Origin of the sequence: Paludisphaera soli, assembly GCF_011064595.1 — a bacterium.
GTDB lineage: Bacteria > Planctomycetota > Planctomycetia > Isosphaerales > Isosphaeraceae > Paludisphaera > Paludisphaera soli.
Window position 1 is genome coordinate 211,688 of sequence record NZ_JAALJI010000004.1, and the last position, 16,148, is coordinate 227,835.

General features: G+C 71.8%; 13 protein-coding genes. 5 read left to right on the forward strand and 8 right to left on the reverse strand.

What is annotated here, in order from left to right; translation table 11 throughout:
• Window positions 1-37 precede the first annotated feature (37 nt).
• Entirely contained in the window at window positions 38-781 is a 744-nt protein-coding gene (locus tag G6O68_RS07540) for a hypothetical protein (protein WP_165246379.1), read from the forward strand.
• 18 nt (window positions 782-799) lie between these two features.
• On the opposite strand, the gene G6O68_RS07545 is transcribed toward G6O68_RS07540, so the two are convergent.
• The gene (locus G6O68_RS07545; protein WP_165246380.1) at window positions 800-2,269 is read right to left on the reverse strand and encodes a sulfatase; all 1,470 of its coding nucleotides are present in this window, start codon (window positions 2,267-2,269) and stop codon (window positions 800-802) included.
• A gap of 228 nt (window positions 2,270-2,497) precedes the next feature.
• Between G6O68_RS07545 and G6O68_RS07550 the strand changes: the two genes are divergently transcribed.
• The gene (locus G6O68_RS07550; protein ID WP_165246381.1) at window positions 2,498-2,929 is read left to right on the forward strand and encodes a hypothetical protein; all 432 of its coding nucleotides are present in this window, start codon (window positions 2,498-2,500) and stop codon (window positions 2,927-2,929) included.
• A gap of 146 nt (window positions 2,930-3,075) precedes the next feature.
• Here the strand turns inward: G6O68_RS07550 and G6O68_RS07555 are convergent, their stop codons facing one another.
• From G6O68_RS07555 to G6O68_RS07570, 4 genes are all read right to left on the reverse strand, one after another.
• Window positions 3,076-3,366: a hypothetical protein gene (locus tag G6O68_RS07555; protein ID WP_165246382.1), complete on the reverse strand. Its 291-nt coding sequence runs from the start codon at window positions 3,364-3,366 to the stop codon at window positions 3,076-3,078.
• Window positions 3,342-5,432: a patatin-like phospholipase family protein gene (locus G6O68_RS07560; protein WP_165246383.1), complete on the reverse strand. Its 2,091-nt coding sequence runs from the start codon at window positions 5,430-5,432 to the stop codon at window positions 3,342-3,344. Before G6O68_RS07560 ends, G6O68_RS07555 begins: the two co-directional genes overlap by 25 nt.
• A gap of 86 nt (window positions 5,433-5,518) precedes the next feature.
• On the reverse strand, window positions 5,519-6,013 hold the full coding sequence (locus G6O68_RS07565; RefSeq protein ID WP_165246384.1) for a hypothetical protein: 495 nt from the start codon (window positions 6,011-6,013) through the stop codon (window positions 5,519-5,521).
• A gap of 186 nt (window positions 6,014-6,199) precedes the next feature.
• Entirely contained in the window at window positions 6,200-7,153 is a 954-nt protein-coding gene (locus G6O68_RS07570) for a hypothetical protein (protein ID WP_165246385.1), read from the reverse strand.
• Between the two features lie 697 nt (window positions 7,154-7,850).
• Here G6O68_RS07570 and G6O68_RS07575 point away from each other — a divergent pair.
• Together G6O68_RS07575 and G6O68_RS07580 are read left to right on the forward strand one after the other, a co-directional pair.
• Complete coding sequence (locus G6O68_RS07575) at window positions 7,851-7,988, forward strand: hypothetical protein (protein ID WP_165246386.1); 138 nt, start codon at window positions 7,851-7,853, stop codon at window positions 7,986-7,988.
• Window positions 7,989-8,243: 255 nt separating this feature from the next.
• A complete protein-coding gene (locus G6O68_RS07580) occupies window positions 8,244-10,181 on the forward strand; it encodes a tetratricopeptide repeat protein (RefSeq protein ID WP_165246387.1) in 1,938 nt (645 codons plus the stop codon).
• Between the two features lie 27 nt (window positions 10,182-10,208).
• Here G6O68_RS07580 and G6O68_RS07585 read toward each other — a convergent pair whose 3' ends face one another.
• The 3 genes from G6O68_RS07585 to G6O68_RS07595 form a co-directional block, all read right to left on the reverse strand.
• Window positions 10,209-11,165, reverse strand: coding sequence for an alpha/beta hydrolase (locus tag G6O68_RS07585; protein ID WP_165246388.1), 957 nt, complete (start codon window positions 11,163-11,165; stop codon window positions 10,209-10,211).
• A complete protein-coding gene (locus G6O68_RS07590; protein WP_165246389.1) occupies window positions 11,162-13,672 on the reverse strand; it encodes a ComEC/Rec2 family competence protein in 2,511 nt (836 codons plus the stop codon). The genes G6O68_RS07585 and G6O68_RS07590 overlap by 4 nt, the downstream gene beginning before the upstream one ends.
• Before the next feature lie 62 nt (window positions 13,673-13,734).
• Window positions 13,735-14,220 carry a YybH family protein gene (locus G6O68_RS07595; protein ID WP_165246390.1) on the reverse strand — a complete coding sequence of 162 codons (486 nt, stop codon included), beginning with the start codon at window positions 14,218-14,220 and terminating at the stop codon, window positions 13,735-13,737.
• A gap of 432 nt (window positions 14,221-14,652) precedes the next feature.
• Here G6O68_RS07595 and G6O68_RS07600 point away from each other — a divergent pair, with 432 nt between their 5' ends.
• Entirely contained in the window at window positions 14,653-16,038 is a 1,386-nt protein-coding gene (locus tag G6O68_RS07600) for a hypothetical protein (protein ID WP_165246391.1), read from the forward strand.
• Window positions 16,039-16,148 lie beyond the last annotated feature (110 nt).

Below are 16,148 nucleotides of genomic sequence, written 5' to 3' on the forward strand. Positions count from 1 at the left end.
TTCCTGCCTCGGGGGCGACGCCATGTCGGCGAGTGAGATGAGGAGTCTTCGGATCGGCCTCGCGGCTGCGCTCCTCGTGGTCGCCGCGACCTGCCTCGTCGTCCGACGGGCCGCCCCGCGTGGCGATCCGGCGGTCCGCGTCCTGGCCGACCATGCGCCCGCTCCGAACGAGGACGGCCTGGTCGTCGATGTCACGCTCGTCGGCCCGGAGGATCAGGCGCGGAGCCTGCGGGCGGGCTCGCCGGAGACGAGCTGGGGTTTCACCCGCCATCCGTCGTTGCTCACCGCCCGGGTGCTCGCCAATCCGCTGTTCGCGGACGACCTGAAGGCGACGATCCGGAACGCTTCCGGAGGGCTGCTGACGCTCGCGAACGCGAGAGGCGGCGCCCGAGACGCCTTCCGGATCGAGACTCGCCTGGAGGACGCCGCCGGCCGTCCGGTCGGTTTCCGGGGCCTTGGCGAATCGGGCCTGAAGTGGCTCGGGACGAGTCTGCCCGGCGACCCGACCGCGACCATCGAGCCGGGTGGGAGCGTCGAGCAGAGGGCTTCGATCTGGACGGGCCTGAATCCCGCCTCGCTCCCGGCTCCCGGGTCCTACACCGCCCGGCTGGTCATCACCTACGTCCGGACTGCCGACGGCGGCGTCGGTCGCATCGAGTCCCCGCCGATTGCCGTCGCCGTGACCGCCGAGGACGTGGCCGATCACCGAGCCCTCGCCATGCCGCTCCGGTCGGACGCCCCCGGCTTCCTCGACCTGTGCATCCACCTGCTCGGGTGGTAGGTGCTACGCGCGACGGACTCACTCCGGCTCGTCGTCGTCCGGGTCGGCGGCGCGGTTCCGCTTCTTCTTGGCGGCCTCGGGCTGGGGGGTGTGTGGGGTGGGCATGGGGGCCTTGACGTGCTTCCGCCAGGCGACGAGCTTGGCGTGCAAGGCGGCGGCGCGGTCGGGCTGTGCGGCGGCGAGGTCGCGGGTCTCGCCGGGGTCGTCGCGGAGGTTGTACAGCTCGACCTTGCCGGTCTCGAAGAACTCGACGACCTTCCAGTCGCCGTCGCGGATCGCGCCGGCGGGCGTGGTCCGCCAGTCGCCCTTCGAGGCGCCGAGGTAGCCCGGGAAGTGCCAGTACAGCGCGTCACGCCCCGGGCGGTCCTTGCCGCCGCTGGTGAGCAGCCGCAGGTAGCCGGTGCCGTCGAGCGTCGATTTCGCGCGGCCGCCGGTGATTTCCAGGAGGGTCGGATACAGGTCGACGCTGTTGATCGGCTGGTCGCTCGTCGTCCCGGCCGGGATCTTGCCGGTCCACCGGAAGACGTAGGGGACGCGCACGCCCCCCTCGTAGAGCATCCCCTTCCCGCCGCGCAGGGGGGCGTTGTCGGTGGGCTCCTTGCCGGTCTGGATCCCCTCGCGGGAATAGCCGCCGACGCCGCCGTTGTCGCTCGTGAAGACGACCAGCGTGTCGGCGCCCAGGCCCAGGTCGTCGATGGTCTTCAGCACCCGGCCCACGCTCTCGTCGACGCTGGCGATCATCGCCGCATAGGTCGTGTCGTGGTGGCCGCCGACCGGCTTCGTACCGACGAACCGGGCGACGACGTCCGGCTTGGCCTGATACGGCGCGTGCACGCCGAAGTGGTGGAGGGCCACGAAGAACGGCTCGTCCTTGTGGCGGGCGATGAAGTCGACCGTCCTATCCGTGAGGAAGTCGGCGAGATACGCCCCCTCGGGCACGTCGACCTTGGGGATGGTCTCGAAGTCGAAGTGCCGGCCCATGGAGACGATCGCCTCGTCGTAGCCTCGCTTCGAGGGGTGGTGCGCGTCGTCCTGGCCGAGGTGCCACTTGCCGAAGTGGGCCGTCGCGTAGCCGGCTTCCTTCACGGCCTGGGCCAGCGTGTAGGTGTCCAGCGGGAGCTTCGCGGCGTTGTCGACCGGCCGGAGCGGCCGGGTCCGCCAGGGAAACCGCTCGATGGACCCCACGGTGTAGATCCCGGTGCGGGGCCCGTACTGGCCGCTGATCAGGGCCGCGCGGGTCGGCTGGCAGTTCGGCCCGCAGGTGTAGCCGTCGGTGAGGCGGATCCCCTCGGTCGCCATCCGGTCGATGTTCGGGGTCCGGTAGAACTTGCTGCCGTAGCAGGCGACGTCGGTGTAGCCGAGGTCGTCGGCCAGGATGAACACCACGTTCGGCTTCCGATCCGAGGCGGCCGCCGTGGTCGGGCCGGCGCACGCGAGCCCCGTCGCGGCCAGCAGTCCCGCCGTGATGATCCGAAAAGGTCGCTTCATCGAGATCTCGCCCGTGGATTGGAGTCGGCCGATCGTCGCCCCGGCGGCGCGGAGACCGAACTATAGGGAATGCGCGCGCGGCGGGTCAAGCCTCGCCGCCGCGCGGCCGGCTCGCGATTGGCGGTCGCCCCGCGGCGCGTTACCATCGGCCGTCCGGATCTTGCGGCGCTCGGGATCGCGGCGCGTCCGGGTTCGTGGCGGCAGGCTTTCCAGCGAAGGAGGCGCGCGGTGTCGGTCCAGACTTACGACGAGCAGGGGCTCCGGTTCGAGTATCCCCCCGACTGGGTGCTGGAGGAGACCGAGGAGGGCGCCGTGCGGACCGTGGCGGTCCAGGCCCCCGACGGCCTGGGTTTCGCCGTCATCCAGACCGACGACTCGCGGCCCGACCCGGCCGAGATCGCCGACGCCGCCCTCCAGGCGATGCGCGACGACTACCCGGACCTGGAGGCGCACCCGGTCCTGGAGACGATCAACGACCACGCCGCCACCGGGCACGACCTGGAATTCCTCACGCTCGACATGACGAACGCCGCCTCGATCCGCTGCTTCCGCACCCCGAGGCGGACCTTCCTGGCGCTCGCCCAGTGGTCCGACCTGGCCGACAAGGAACTCTCCGACCAGGTCCTGGCCGTCGTCCGGTCCATCGAGGAGACCGAGTGACCAAGCGGCTCGAATCGACCCGGCGAAGATCCTGTCACGCTCCCGACGGCGAGAGCCTATCGACCCGGCGGCGGGCCCGATAGCCCGGGGATCGCGGCCTGCTCCGCCGCCTCCTCGCCCCGCGCCTTGATGTGGGCCGTCAACCCTCACAGCTCCACGACCTCGCGGACGTCGGCGTCGTCGCACCCCTTGTCGGCGCGGAGCGTTGGATTTCGTCCGCCTGGCGTCGAACGGCCGAGGCCGGTGCCAAGGGCGTGGACGCGGAGGCCCGAGGCCGCCCGTCGAAATCCAGGCCGGTCAAGCAGGGGCCTCTCGCAGGGCGGGGTCGCGACCACGAAGGGAAGCGCGGCGACGACTCGGCGGGCGGTCTCCGCACGAGCATGCTGCTGGATCGACGCGGTGCGATCGGCGGTCAATCGGAGGTGTCGACGGTCCATTCGCATTCGTAGACGTAACCCGGCTCGGCGTTGAGGATCGACCAGGCGATGATCGATCCGTAGGGGTGGTCGATCGTGTACTGCGACTCGATCTCACGGGCCGTGGAGGGGTCGTCGGCCGCGTAGCGGACGAGGCGGTAGTCCTTATACGGCCGCGAGTCCGGGAACAGGACCCAGACAGACGCCTGCTCCGTCCGGGCGGGGGGCGAGTAGCGCAGCCAGTTCTCCTGCTTGCCCTTGCGGGCCTCGAAGTCGTGGACGATCGCCTCGATCTCGACGTCGACGGGGGTCTCGGGTCGCACGCCGGACATGTCGAACTCCAGCTCCCAGGTCGTCTTCCCGCCACCGACCTCGGGAGGGATGCGGCGCGCCACGGGCTTCAGCTTCTCGGGGCCGGCCTGGAAGTCGATCCGGTCGAACGGGATGCCGGGATACTGGAGGACCAGCCTGTCCTCGCCCGCCCGCCTCCGGACGCGGACCCGGCGATAGTAGCGAGCCGCGTCTCGCGATCCCGATCGCCAGTCGCGGAGGTCGACGATGCTGGTGTCGCTGAGGAAATCGAAGCCCTTGTAGTCCACGTCCGCCGCCCGGGACGCCTCGAGGACCGGCATCGGGGTCCGCGCCCTCTGGTCGGCCCGCTGCACGACCTCCAGGATCTTGCGGAAATCCGGGCTGCCGTGGGCGATCGCCTCGACGATCGCGGCGTCGGCCACGGCCTGGCGGCGGTATCGGTAGGCCGCGACGGGGAGCACGCCCAGGAGCAGGACGAGGATCGGGATGTAGACGTAGGTGGGCCAGTCGTGGAAGTCGAGCAGCGTGCTCCAGACGCGGCGGTCGGCCGAGCGGCGGAGTTCCAGGGCCTGGCTGGTCACCAGCGCGGTCACGGGAGGCGCGGCGTGGGACGCGGGGGAGGCGTCGCCGACGGCCGCCGGCGCGGGCCGGGGATCGGCCTCGCCGGCCCCTTTCATCGGGTCCCACGGCGGCGTCGAGGGCAGGTCCGCGCCGTAGACGTCGGGGCGGCTTCGGCACTGCTTCCGGGCCACGCAATAGCCGTGCTGGACCAGCGCGGAGATCTCCAGTGGGGAGAAGCGATCGATGTCCGTCCGGATGTTGGCCACCTCGGTCTGGACGACCGGGTGGAGCGCCGTGGGGTCCTCGTCCGGGGAGACCCGGTCCAGGGCCGCGACGAACAGGAATCGGGGGTCGTCCTGGAACTTCTGCTTCTCGAGCTGGCCGACGCGGTCCCAGAGGATGTCGGTGGCCCGGAGGGCCCGGCCGATCATCCCCAGAGGCCTGGGCCGGACGACGCGGAACGTCTTGCCGACGTCGCTCACGAGGAGCTGGTCGAGCGTCGGGTCGAGGTCTTCGAGGAGGTCCAACGCCCGGACGCCGAGGTTGTCGTACACCCCGCCGTCGGTGAACGTCTGCGGCGGGAACTCCCCCTCGGAGAGCCCGAGGTCGTCGGCCGTGATCAAGGCCGGGGGGAAGAATCCGGGGAAGGCCGAGGACGCCGTGACCGCCAGGGCGACGGTCGCCAGGCGGGCCGGGAGCAGGTCGACCTTGACGCCCCCGCTCGTCCTCCGCTGCATGAGCAGCCCGGCCCTGGTGAACGAGCAGAGGCCCCCCTCGCTCACGTTCGTGGTGAGCAGGTGCAGCTCCGGCGTCTCCGGCAGCTGGTGCACGCGGGCGTCGCCGTAGAGCCGGCTCGCATAAAGGCCCTCCAGGAGCCCCGTGGGCGTGAAGCGTCGGCTCGCGCCGCTGAGCGAGAGCCGTTGGAGGAAGCGGAGCGGGAACAGGAACGGGATCCGCCGCGCGATCTGATTCCGCGCGTCGGACCGGACGAACTCGATGATCCGCGCGGCGGCCTCCTCGAAGTCGGCCGTCGTGCCGGTGTACCGATCCCAGTTCAGGGCGAGATGGGCCCCCAGGATGCTCCCGCCCGAGACCGAGACGATGTGCGTCACGTCGCGGAGTCGACCCGCGTCGTGCAGAAACCGCACGACGCCCAGGTGGAACAGCGTGGCCCGCAATCCGCCGCCGGAGAGCGCCAGTCCGAGACGAGGCATCTCGCCTTCTCCTTCGCTTCGTCCCCTCGCGGTCGCTCGCCGCCCCGGGCCCCTCCGCGGGCCTCTCGGCCCGCGGAGGTTCCGGATCAACGTCCCGGGCCGAAGCCGCCGAGGCCCATGCCGGGCCGCACACCCAGCCCGGACGCCGGCCCGCCGAGGCCGCCCGGGTTGTAGCCGGGGCGACCGAAGTCGTAGCCGCCGGTGGCCCCGGCGGGGTAGCCGCCGTACGCCCCGGCCGGATAGCCGGCGGCGGCCCCGGCGGGATAGCCGCCGTACGCCCCGGCCGGATAGCCGGCGGCGGCCCCGGCGGGATAGCCGCCATAGGCCCCGGCGGGGTAGCCGCCATAGGCCCCGGCGGGGTAGCCGCCGTCGGAGTAGGCCGCCGGTGCCGCGTAGCCCTGCGGCGAGCCATAGTAGCCCGATTGGGCGGAGGCCGGAGCGGCGTATCCCGCGTCGCCCTGCGGCGCGCCGACGCACGCGACGGCGGCCCGGGCCCTCCGCTTGTGGCAAGCCTCCGTCGTGGTCGCCCACGCGACGACCAGCGAGACCGCAACCACACTCCGCAACAAGGTGCGCGTCATGGATCGATCCTCCACGGGACCGGGACGTTCGCGGTCCGACCGCGAAATCGCGGTGCGACGCGACGTCTCGCCGACCCCGTGGGCGTCATCCTAGATCGCGCCATGCGCGAAAGGTAGCCCTTGAATATAATGAGTTCCAAAATGTCCCGATGCCACGCACGCTCGCTCCGTCCGCGCGTCGACGGGTCAGAACGCTTTGACCACGGCCGTCGACATCTGATAGTCGAACGGCTTGTCGCCGGTCAGCGGGAACTCCCAGTAGTGGAGGAAGTACCAGTCTCCGACGATCTGGAACCGCGTGCCGGGGCCGACGCCGACGTAGGTCGACCGGTTGCGGTCTTCCATCGGCACGACGACGTTGCAGTCGGCGTAGACAACCAGGTCGCCGAATGCGACGTCGTGGGGCGTGAAGTAGCGGCCGACCGCCACGTCGAAGTTGAGGTTCGTCTGGGACGGGGACTCGCCGAACAGCGCGCCGCCGCCCGAGGACGCCTGGACGGGCCGCTGGTCGTTCTTGTTGAGCGGCACGTTGACGCCGGTCCCGCCGCGCACCACCCACGAGCCCCCCGGGTTGCTCCAGAACGAGTAGCGCGGAAAGATGGTCATCAGGTTCCCCCCGGTCTCGACCTGGCCCGTCGGCACGATCGTGCCCAGCGTGAAGAGCTGGGTGAAGGCCTTCGACTCCGAGAGCAGGAACGAGCCGGCGATGGACATGTCGCCGAAGTCCGAGCGGTAGCCGCGCCTCGGATCGTCCGTGCCGTTGGCCGTCACGAACGGGACGTTGAGGAACAACTCGAACCGCCGGCTGAAGGGGAGGAAGATGGCGAAATCCCCCTTGTAGCCCTCCCCTCCGAACGGCTTGCTCAGGTTGTTCTGGTAGATCCCGTCCACCAGCCAGAGACGGTAGAAGACGCCTTCGAAGGACCCCAGCCAGCCGTGTCGCGGCGTCAGGCCGGACTGACCGGCCGGCCCGCCGGCCCAGGCCTCCCGCCAGCCCTCGCTGAAGAACGTCCCGAGGGTCAGCGGGCGCCACTCGTTCGGGTCGTCGGGGTCCTCGAAGATCGACGACGTGATCGTGTCGAAGATCCCCATCTCGACCCGGGGCCTCGTCGGCGTCAGGCCGGTCCCGGGCTGCGCCATCAGCCCGGCCGCCCTTGCGTCGGCCGAGTCCGCGCCGACCAGATCGGCATAGCTCGGCGCGAGTGTTTGCGCCTGCGTCGCGGCCCCAGCGCCGATGGTCAGGACGGCGAGCGCGGCCGCAACGTACGGGATGGTCGAACGGATCGGCTTCCTGCCATCTCTCAGGCTCCGAAATGAGTTGGATTTCTCCGTCGTCGTCGACGGTCGGCCGCGAACGATCCGGACGGTTCCGAGTCGCGCACGACGCGACATGCTGCTATCACTGTCGGATGAGAGGGCGGCACGACTAGGATCGATCCCGACGAATCGACCGAATCGCCATGTTTCCCGACCATGCATGGATGGAACACTCAGGGCGGGGGCACCGGTCCGAATCAACGGCCGCGGCGTACTCGACGGCAGTTCTCAGGCCGGCCAATCGCTGCAATCCACAAGGGCGTCCACGCCGGCGAGCAGCAAGGCCTTTCCCGAACGTTCGTCCTCACTGAGGAAGGAAGCCGCCTGTCGTGAAACTCGCCGGCTGCAGCCGATCGGCATCGTCAAGGTTAAGACCCGATCTCGGTAGTCGGCGATCGTGCCCCGCGCAATGCCCGCGTGGACGACGGGTGGCCCCACGGCCCGTCCCGGAGTCGAGGGCCTCGAAGGACGACCTGCCCCGAGGGGCCAGGCCCCCCTGGGGGCTCTCGTCAGGTCGCCGATGATCGAATCGAGCGCGCAGTTGGAGCTCATCAAGTTCCAGCCCCTCGCCCAGAAGCAGCAGGCGATCCTCGAAAAGAGCACCTCGCAGATGCAGACGTTCGCGGACGCGAGGTCGGTGATCGCCGGCCTCCGATGACGCCGACCGGGGCGATCGGGCCGGTCGTCCGCCCCGGCCCGGCGCGCCCGGAACATTCGGGACAGGGCGGACCGTCGCGAGGCGCGGATTCATCGCGCCCACGGTCGTTTCCGCGAAGGACGGAAAGCTTGCGAGAACCCGCGCGGCGGCGGATTTCCGGGGCGCCATACGGCGTCGGCGGGCCGCCGCGCGGGCCGATGAGGAAGGGGGTGGGTTCGATCGAAGCCGAGGCCTGACTAAGGACGGTCGCTCGCAATGACGGTGAAGAAGCCCCCGCTCGCGGCCTGGCTCGTCCTGGCCTGCTGGAGCGGCCTCGCGGCCCTGGCGGCGTCGACCAACGACCTCCGCGACGAGGCGTTCACGCTCGAACGCGCCGGGCGATACGCCGAGGCCCTGCCGCGGCTCGACGCCGTCCTCGAACGCCATCCCAACGACCTGGAGGCTCTGGTCCGGCGCGGCAACGTCTACCTGCGGCTCGACCGGCCGTCGAAGGCCGTCGGCGATTTCGACCGGGTCATCCGGCGCGACCCGCTCAACACCTCGGGCCACACCGACCGCGCGGTCGCGCTGCTGATGCTCGGCCGCCTGGACGAGGCCGAGGCGGCCTTCGTCCGCGCCATCCGCCTGTGGGAGGTCCCGCTCAACGGCGCCCGGGGGATCGGCCGCGGCGGGCGGGATGCGGTGCAGGAGGCGAGGGCGACCGCCTTCGCCGGGCTCGCCCAGGTCCACCATCGGCTGAACCGCAACGACGAGGCCCTGGCCGAGTACGACCAGGCCATCCGGATCTTCCCCGGCGACCCGAACAGCCACATCGGCCGGGGGGACGTCCATCGCGCCCTCGGCGACTTCCCCCGCGCGCTGGCGGACCTCGACGAGGCCGTCCGCCTCGGGCCGGGATATCCCCGCGCGTTCGCCAGCCGGGGGCGGCTCCTGGAAGATCTGAAGCAGGACGACCGCGCCGAGGCCGATTACTCCCGCGCCGTCGAGGTCGACCCGAATTACGCCTTCGCCTACCGCCTGCGCGGGGCGCTCCGCTCGCGGCTCGGTCGCAACGACGAGGCCCTGGCCGACTTCGAGGTCGTCGGCCGGCTCCGGCCCGACGACTCCGAGACGCTCAAGGACCGCGGCGGCGTCCTCGAACGGATGGGGAGGCATCAGGAGGCCCTCGTCGCGCTCGACCGGGCGATCGCGATCGACCCCAAGAACGCCAAGGCGTACCAGAACCGAGGCGCCGCCTATAACAGCCTGGCCCGCTACGAAGACGCCGTGGCCGACCTCGACCGCGCCATCGCCCTCGACCCCAAGAACGCCGGGGCTCGGACCAACTGCGGCCTGGCCTACTTCATGCTCGGCGAGTATGAGCGGTCGCTGGAGGACCTGGGCGAGGCGGTGAAGCTCGCCCCTCGCAACGCGATCGTCCACTTCAACCGGGGCAACGTCTACGCCAAGCTCGGGCTCCGGGAGCAGGCCCTGGCGGACTACCAGGCCGTCGAGGAGGCCGACCCGAAGCTCCTGGCCTCGTACGGCGGAGCCCACAAGGTCTTCGCCGAGATGTCCCGCGAGCGGATGGCCGTACGCACCCCCGCGCCGCGCGTCGAGCCCGCGAGCGAGGCCCAGACGCGCCTGGCGGAAGGCCGTTCGCTCCAGGCGTCGGGCGACTGGGCCGGGGCGATCGCCGCCTTCGATAAGGCCGTCGCCGCCGACCCCCGCCGCGGCGAATCCTACATCGCCCGAGGTTGGTCCCGCCTCTGCGCCGACGTCGACGGCGCCGAGACCGACGCCCGCGCCTATCTCAACCTGAAGGGCTGGGACGACCCGGCCTCTCCCTACATGGCGATGCTCGGGGTGCTGGCCGAGCGCCGAGTCGGCCGCGACCCGGCCGCCTACGCGTTCCTGGAAGAAGCCCTGGCCAAGCTGCCGCAGCAGGACGCCTGGCCCCGGCCGGTCCTGATGCACCTCAACGGCGACCTCGCCGACGCCGACCTCGTCGACCGAGCCGGCAACGACGTCCAGCGGGCCGAGGCCCGCACGATGGTCGCGCTCGATCTCCTGCGCAAGCACAAGGTCGCGGAAGCGCGCGAGCATCTGGAATGGGTCCGCGCCCACAGTGTGGACCGCTCGGTCGCGTCCGACCTGGCGCTCGCCACGCTGGCCCGGCTGGATCGGACGGAGCAGGTCGCGCGGAAGCCCTGACGCGGCCTCGTCGACGATCCGCCCCGGTCAGATCGACCGATCCACGAAGTCGAGCACCTCGTCCAGCAGGGCCCGGCCCCCCACGCGGGCGACGTCCGCGTGTCGGGCTTCGGCGACTTCGAGGAGCGGGGCGGGGGAGGGGAACGACTCGGCGAGCCGGCGGGCGAACGACGTCGGGATCAGGTCGTCGTCGGTCCCGTGGACGACCACGACGGGCCGGTCGAATCGGCCGGCCAGGTCCAGCGGCCTCGGCCGGCCCAGCGGCGTCCCGGCGATCCGGCCCGCGCGGCGGACGACCAGCCGCGAGAGCACGGGGGCCATCGGCAGGCGGCGGTTGCGCATCACGGTCGCCACGGACGCCTGCAGGTCGACCATCGGCGCCTCCAGAACCAGGGCCCGCACCCGCTCGTCCTCGACGCCCGCCCGGAGCGCGATCGCCGCGCCCATCGAGCGGCCCCAGACGACCGGGGCGAACGGCTCGCCGGCCGGGACGAGGTCGGCCAGGGCGTCGAGCCAGGCGCGGAGGTCGCCGGCCTCGCGCCCCCCGAAGCTAGAGTATTCCCCCTGGCTCTCGCCGTATCCCCGCAGGTCGATCGCCGCCACGTTCCATCCCCGAGCCAGGATCGCCGGCGCGCGGTCGACCATCATCATGCCGGGGCCGTCGATGAAGCCGTGGACCAGGATCATCACGCGGCCGGTCGGCCCGTCGGCCGGTGCCCATCGCCCCGCCAGTTCCACGCCGTCGGCCGCCCGGACCTGGATCGCGCCGCTCTCCTCCAGGATCGCCGCCCCGGCCGCCGCCTCGCCCTCGACCGCCGACTTCGGATCCGAGGCCGGTCGGCGGCCCTGGCGCCAGCGACGCGGAGCGGGCTCGGAGATCCGCCTGGGCATGACGAGCGCCCACGCGCCGAACTCGACGACGACCATCGCCAGGGCGGCGAACAGCCCCGAGCCGAACCCCAGCGATGCGATGAGCCACTTCATCCCGGCCGCCCCTCCGTATCACGCTCGGGCTCTCGGAACCCTCGCGCGACGATGCCCTCGGGCGACCATCTCAGGAGGATCGCGCCGGCCTTCCAGGTCCTCAGGATCACGATATCCCCCCCTTCCAGGGGCGTCAACGCGTCCGCCGATCCGGCGACCGGCGGCTTCTGGCTGACGGCGACGACCCGGGGCCGCGCCCACTCGAAGAGCCTCGGAGGGTTGGCCGCCCGGCCGCCGTGGTGAGGGGCGAGCAGCACGTCGATCGGCGGCTCGGGCTCGGGCCTCGCCAGCAGCTCGGACAGGCCGAGCTGCTCCAGGTCGCCGGTCAGGAGCAGGCGACGGCCCCGGTGCTCCACGTCCAGCACCAGGCTGCGGGCGTTGTCGGCCGCGCCGGGGGACCAGCCGGCCGGGGGGTGGACCGCCTCGAACCGCGTCGTCCCCGACCGCCAGACGGCCGGCGCGGCCAGCGTGCGGACGGGGACGCCCCGCTCGCCCAGCGTCGCCATCAGCTGCATCGCGGCCGGGTTGTCGCGGCCGACGAAGTCTGGGGGGACGACGACCTCGGCGACGGCGAATCGGTCGAGGAGGTCCGGCAGGCCGTCGAAGTGGTCCTGGTCGGCGTGGCTGAGGAACACGGCGTCGATCCGCGAGACCCCGCGCGACCAGAGCGCCGGGGCGACGATCCGGCGCCCGACCCCGGGATCGTCCATCTTCCCGCAATCATACAAGAACGTCTTCCCCTCGGGAGTCTGCACGACGATCGCCAGGCCGTGCCCGACCGCCAGGACGTCCGCCTCCAGGGTCGCCGGCCGCCGGCCGATCCCCGAGAAGGTCCAGCCCGGGAGGAATCCCAGCACCAGGCCCCAGGCGATCCCTCGCGCCCACATCCAGCCCTTGCGAGGGCCCTCCCGGCGGGGACCGGCGTGCAACAGGTAGACGGCGACCGCCAGCAGGACGTAGAAGGCGAAGACCGAGCGCTCGGGCGGGCCGGGCGTGTACCAGTGCCCGCCGGGGACCGCCGCGCCCCACTTCACGACGACCTCGGAGAGCCCCAGCAGCCCGCCGACGACCCGGCCGAGAGCCCAGGCCGCCGGCCAGAGGCCCGCCGCCGCCATCGTCAGCTTGAGGGCCCCCGCCAGCAGGGCCAGCGAGGTCAGCGGCACCAGGGGGACGTTCAGGAGGATCCCCACCGGCGAGATCAGGTGGAATCGGAGCGCCGAGAGGGGCGCCGCCACGGCCCAGACGATCGCCGAGGCCATCGCGAGCTGCGCCGCCTGCCGCGAGACGAACCGTCGGAAGCGTTCGAGCGGCGTCCGGTTCCACGACTCCAACTCGTCGAGCGGGTCGGGGGGGCCGAACGCCCGCGCCCGCAAGGCCCCGAGCAGCCGCGTCGCCGGCGAGGTCAGCCAGATGAGGGCGACGACCGCGAGGAACGAGAGCTGGCAGCCGACGTCGAACAGGAAGGCGGGGTTGAACAGGATCGTCAGCGTCCCGGCCAGCGCCAGGGCGTCGCCGGCCCGCGCCTGCCGGCTCGCCGCCAGCGCCGCGCAGAACGAGACGGTCATGACCATCGACCGCGTGACCGACGGCGAGCAGCCGACGAGCATCGCGTACCAGATCGCCGAGAGCGCCACCAGCGCGTACCGCAGACGCCTGGGGACGCCGACGACCACCAGGACCATGCCGATCGCCCAGGCGAGCACCTGGAGCTGGAGCCCGGACACCGCCAGCAGGTGCGTGGTCCCGGTCCGGGCGAACGCGTCGTCGACCTCGGCGTCGATCTCGTCGCGGAGGCCCAGCACCAGGGCCGAGGCCAGCGGCGCGACGGCCGGGTCGAGCCCCTCGACCAGGCGATCCCGGCTCCAGGCCCGCAGGGAGCCGAGCCAGCCCCGCCGCCAGGACCAGGATCCTTCGGGGTCGGGCATGACGCCCGAGGGCTCGTCGACCCCCATCGTCAGCCGGATCCCTCGCGCCTGGAGGTGGGCGCGGCGGTCGAACTCGCCCGGGTTGAGCGGGCCGGCGACGCGAGCCAGCCGTCCCGCGACCTGCACGGGCTGGCCGGCGACCAGGTCCGAGCGGTCGCCCTGCACGAAGACGTCGGCCCGGCCCGTCGCCGGTCGGAACGTCGAGCCGTCGCTGACGGCGGCGATGCGGAGCGTGAAGCGGGTCCGCTCGCGCGCGTCGTCGCCCGGCGAGCGGCCCTCGCGGCGGCGGAGGCCGACGACCTCCTCGACGTGGCCGCGGACCCAGGCCGGCGCCGGCGTCTCGTCCAGGACCGCCGCCAGGTCGTCGGGCGGGACGTCGAACCAGCGGAGGTGGTGATGGGCCCCGCCGGCCGCCGCGAGGGCCGCCGCCAGGGCCAGGCCGGAGATCCGGGGCCGCCGCGACGTCAGAAGCGCGACGGCCGCGAAGGCGACGAGCCAGGACGACCAGACGGCCGACCCCCAGGGGGCGAACCGGCGGTCCAGGACCGTCCCGACGACCAGGGCCGCCAGCACCGGCGCCATCGGCGCGACCGGCCAGCGCGGCGCCCGGTCGGGCCACGCCGCGGCCGTCGCCGCCGCGGCGCTTACTTGCCGAAGGTCAGGTAGATTTCCATGCTCGCGATCGCCCACTTCCCGTCCTTCTCGCGGCGAACCTGGTGGAACGGGACCTTGATCGAGTCGGGCTTGAGCGAGTTCGTGTCGAACACCCCGCCGATCGTCAGCACGTCCGGGCTCACGAGCCGGGCATGCTCGACGGTGTTGCGGGACTTGATCGTCTCCGGGTTCTTGAACAGCTCGGCGTAGGCGGCCTCGACGGCGGCGCGGCCCTCGCGGACCTCGCGCACGAGCTTGCCGTCTTCCTTCTTGTACAGGGTGAGCACGGCGTCGTCGGCGTAGGTGGCCGCCATCGCGTGGGCGTCGAAGGTGTCGAAGATCGCCGCGCCTTCGGTCGTCACCTTCTCGGCGATCTTCCGGGCCGGAGCGTCGGCGTCGTCGGCGGCGACCGCCGTCGCGGACGTCGCCAGGGCCAGGGCCGCCAGCGCGAGGATGCGGGGGATCCAGCGGTTCATGATGAGGCTCCGATTCATTCCAGGGGTCGCGTCTTCGAACTCATCCCTCATTGGACCCCCCCCCGCCTCGCCATGCAACCCGACGCCGGGTGTCGGTCCTGGGAATCAGAGGTGCCAATCCGAAGAAATTCCGATCTCAGAGCCTTGTCGACGCCGATGCGGGATGATACCGTAAAGGTCGCTTCGTCTCTTCTCTCGACAAATTTCAAGACTATCCATCGCGTTCTCAAGTCGGGCCTTCCTCGGGCTCCCGTTCGTCGTCCGCCCTTGCGCGGTGCGTCGCGCGCCATCCCCCGAGCGAGCCGGTTCGATCCCCGTCGTTCGTCGGGGAGACGCGTCCCGGGACCGGGCGGCCCCGGCGGGGATCGGTCCTGAAGGGAGTCGTCCGGACCGTTCGGTTCTCGCTCCGCACAACCTGGAGAACGCGTCTTCATGGGGACTCGACGTTTCGAAGGGGCCGCTCGCACCGCGGCCCTCGTCCTGGCCTTCGCGACGATCACGTCCTGGGCGGGATCCGCGCTCGGCGGCTCCTCGGGCTCGGCGCCGACCTACTGGGGCGACGTCCGGCCGATCCTCCAGGCCCGTTGCGTCGGCTGCCATCGCAAGGACAACGTCGCCCCCTTCCAGCTGGAGACCTACGGCCAGGCCCGCAAGCGGGCGCACGACCTGGCGGACGTCGCCGAGTCGCGCGTGATGCCGCCGTGGAAGGCCAACCCCAAATTCGGCCCCGCGCTCAAACACGACCCCTCCCTGAGCGACGCCGAGATCGCCACCCTCCGCGCCTGGGCCGAAGCCGACGCCCCCGAGGGGGAGCCGAGCGGCGACGACCCGGCCGAGACGACGACCGCGGTCGCCGCCGGGGACGGGGCCTGGATCCTGGGCGAGCCCGACGTCGAGCTGGAGATGCTGGAGGAGTTCCAGGTCCCGGCCGACGGGCCGGACATCTATCGCTGCTTCGTCATCCCCTCCCGCCTCTCGCGCGACGTCTACATCTCGGCCGTCGAATACCTGCCCGGCAACCGCAAGGTCGTCCACCACATGATGGGGTTCCTGGACCTGAACGGCGGCGGCCGGCTGCGCGACAAGGCCGAGGCGGGGCCCGGCTATACCTCGTACTCCGGCGCGGGCGTCCCGGTCGACGGCGACCTCGGGGGCTTCGCGGCCGGCAACCAGGTGGTCCACCTCCCCGACGGCGTGGGCCGGCTGATCTCGCGAGGGTCCGACGTCATCCTCCAGGTCCACTACCATCCCACCGGCAAGCCCGAGGTCGACCGCTCCCGGATCGGCCTGCACCTCTGCCGCAAGCCGGTGGAGCAGTCGATCCACTGGGCCAACGCCACCAACGACAAGCTCCGGCTCCCGGCCGGCGATCCCAACGTCGAGATCAAGGCGGACTGGTACGTCCCCGTCGACGTCGAGGCCCTGGCCGTCACCCCCCACATGCATCAGCTCGGCCGCGACTTCCGCATGACCGCGACCCTGCCCGACGGCTCCAACCGCGACCTGATCGACATCCCCGCCTGGGACCCCGCCTGGCAGAACACCTTCTACTTCAAGGAGCGGATCCCGCTCCCCAAAGGGTCCACGGTCCACGTCGTCGCCCACTTCGACAACTCGGCCCACCCCCGGAACCCCCACAGCCCGCCCAAACTCGTGACCTGGGGACCGGCCGCCACCGACGAGATGCTCGTCGGCTATATCGGGGTGGTCAAGAAGGGGCAGGACCTCACCCGAGGGGGCCAGAAGGACGACCTGTTCCAGATCCTGGCCAAGCAGTATTACCGCAAGGCCGTCCGCGAACGCTTCGCCCGGCGATGACCGCGGGGGCGTCCGGCGCACCCGGCCGGACCTCTTCTCGGCCCGATCGGCTTGATCTCGGGCGGGTTCCGGGCGATCATGGAGATGTCGGAGGCGATCGGTCCCGGTCG

Excerpts from the sequence above, each read along its gene's own strand:
- G6O68_RS07540 (WP_165246379.1), top strand. The coding sequence starts at position 38 with ATGAGGAGTCTTCGGATCGGCCTCGCGGCTGCGCTCCTCGTGGTCGCC.
- G6O68_RS07545 (WP_165246380.1), bottom strand. The coding sequence starts at position 2,269 with ATGAAGCGACCTTTTCGGATCATCACGGCGGGACTGCTGGCCGCGACG.
- G6O68_RS07555 (WP_165246382.1), bottom strand. The coding sequence starts at position 3,366 with ATGGACCGTCGACACCTCCGATTGACCGCCGATCGCACCGCGTCGATC.
- G6O68_RS07560 (WP_165246383.1), bottom strand. The coding sequence starts at position 5,432 with ATGCCTCGTCTCGGACTGGCGCTCTCCGGCGGCGGATTGCGGGCCACG.
- G6O68_RS07565 (WP_165246384.1), bottom strand. The coding sequence starts at position 6,013 with ATGACGCGCACCTTGTTGCGGAGTGTGGTTGCGGTCTCGCTGGTCGTC.
- G6O68_RS07570 (WP_165246385.1), bottom strand. The coding sequence starts at position 7,153 with ATGGCGCAGCCCGGGACCGGCCTGACGCCGACGAGGCCCCGGGTCGAG.
- G6O68_RS07575 (WP_165246386.1), top strand. The coding sequence starts at position 7,851 with ATGATCGAATCGAGCGCGCAGTTGGAGCTCATCAAGTTCCAGCCCCTC.
- G6O68_RS07580 (WP_165246387.1), top strand. The coding sequence starts at position 8,244 with ATGACGGTGAAGAAGCCCCCGCTCGCGGCCTGGCTCGTCCTGGCCTGC.
- G6O68_RS07585 (WP_165246388.1), bottom strand. The coding sequence starts at position 11,165 with ATGAAGTGGCTCATCGCATCGCTGGGGTTCGGCTCGGGGCTGTTCGCC.
- G6O68_RS07590 (WP_165246389.1), bottom strand. The coding sequence starts at position 13,672 with ATGGCGCCGGTGCTGGCGGCCCTGGTCGTCGGGACGGTCCTGGACCGC.
- G6O68_RS07595 (WP_165246390.1), bottom strand. The coding sequence starts at position 14,220 with ATGAACCGCTGGATCCCCCGCATCCTCGCGCTGGCGGCCCTGGCCCTG.
- G6O68_RS07600 (WP_165246391.1), top strand. The coding sequence starts at position 14,653 with ATGGGGACTCGACGTTTCGAAGGGGCCGCTCGCACCGCGGCCCTCGTC.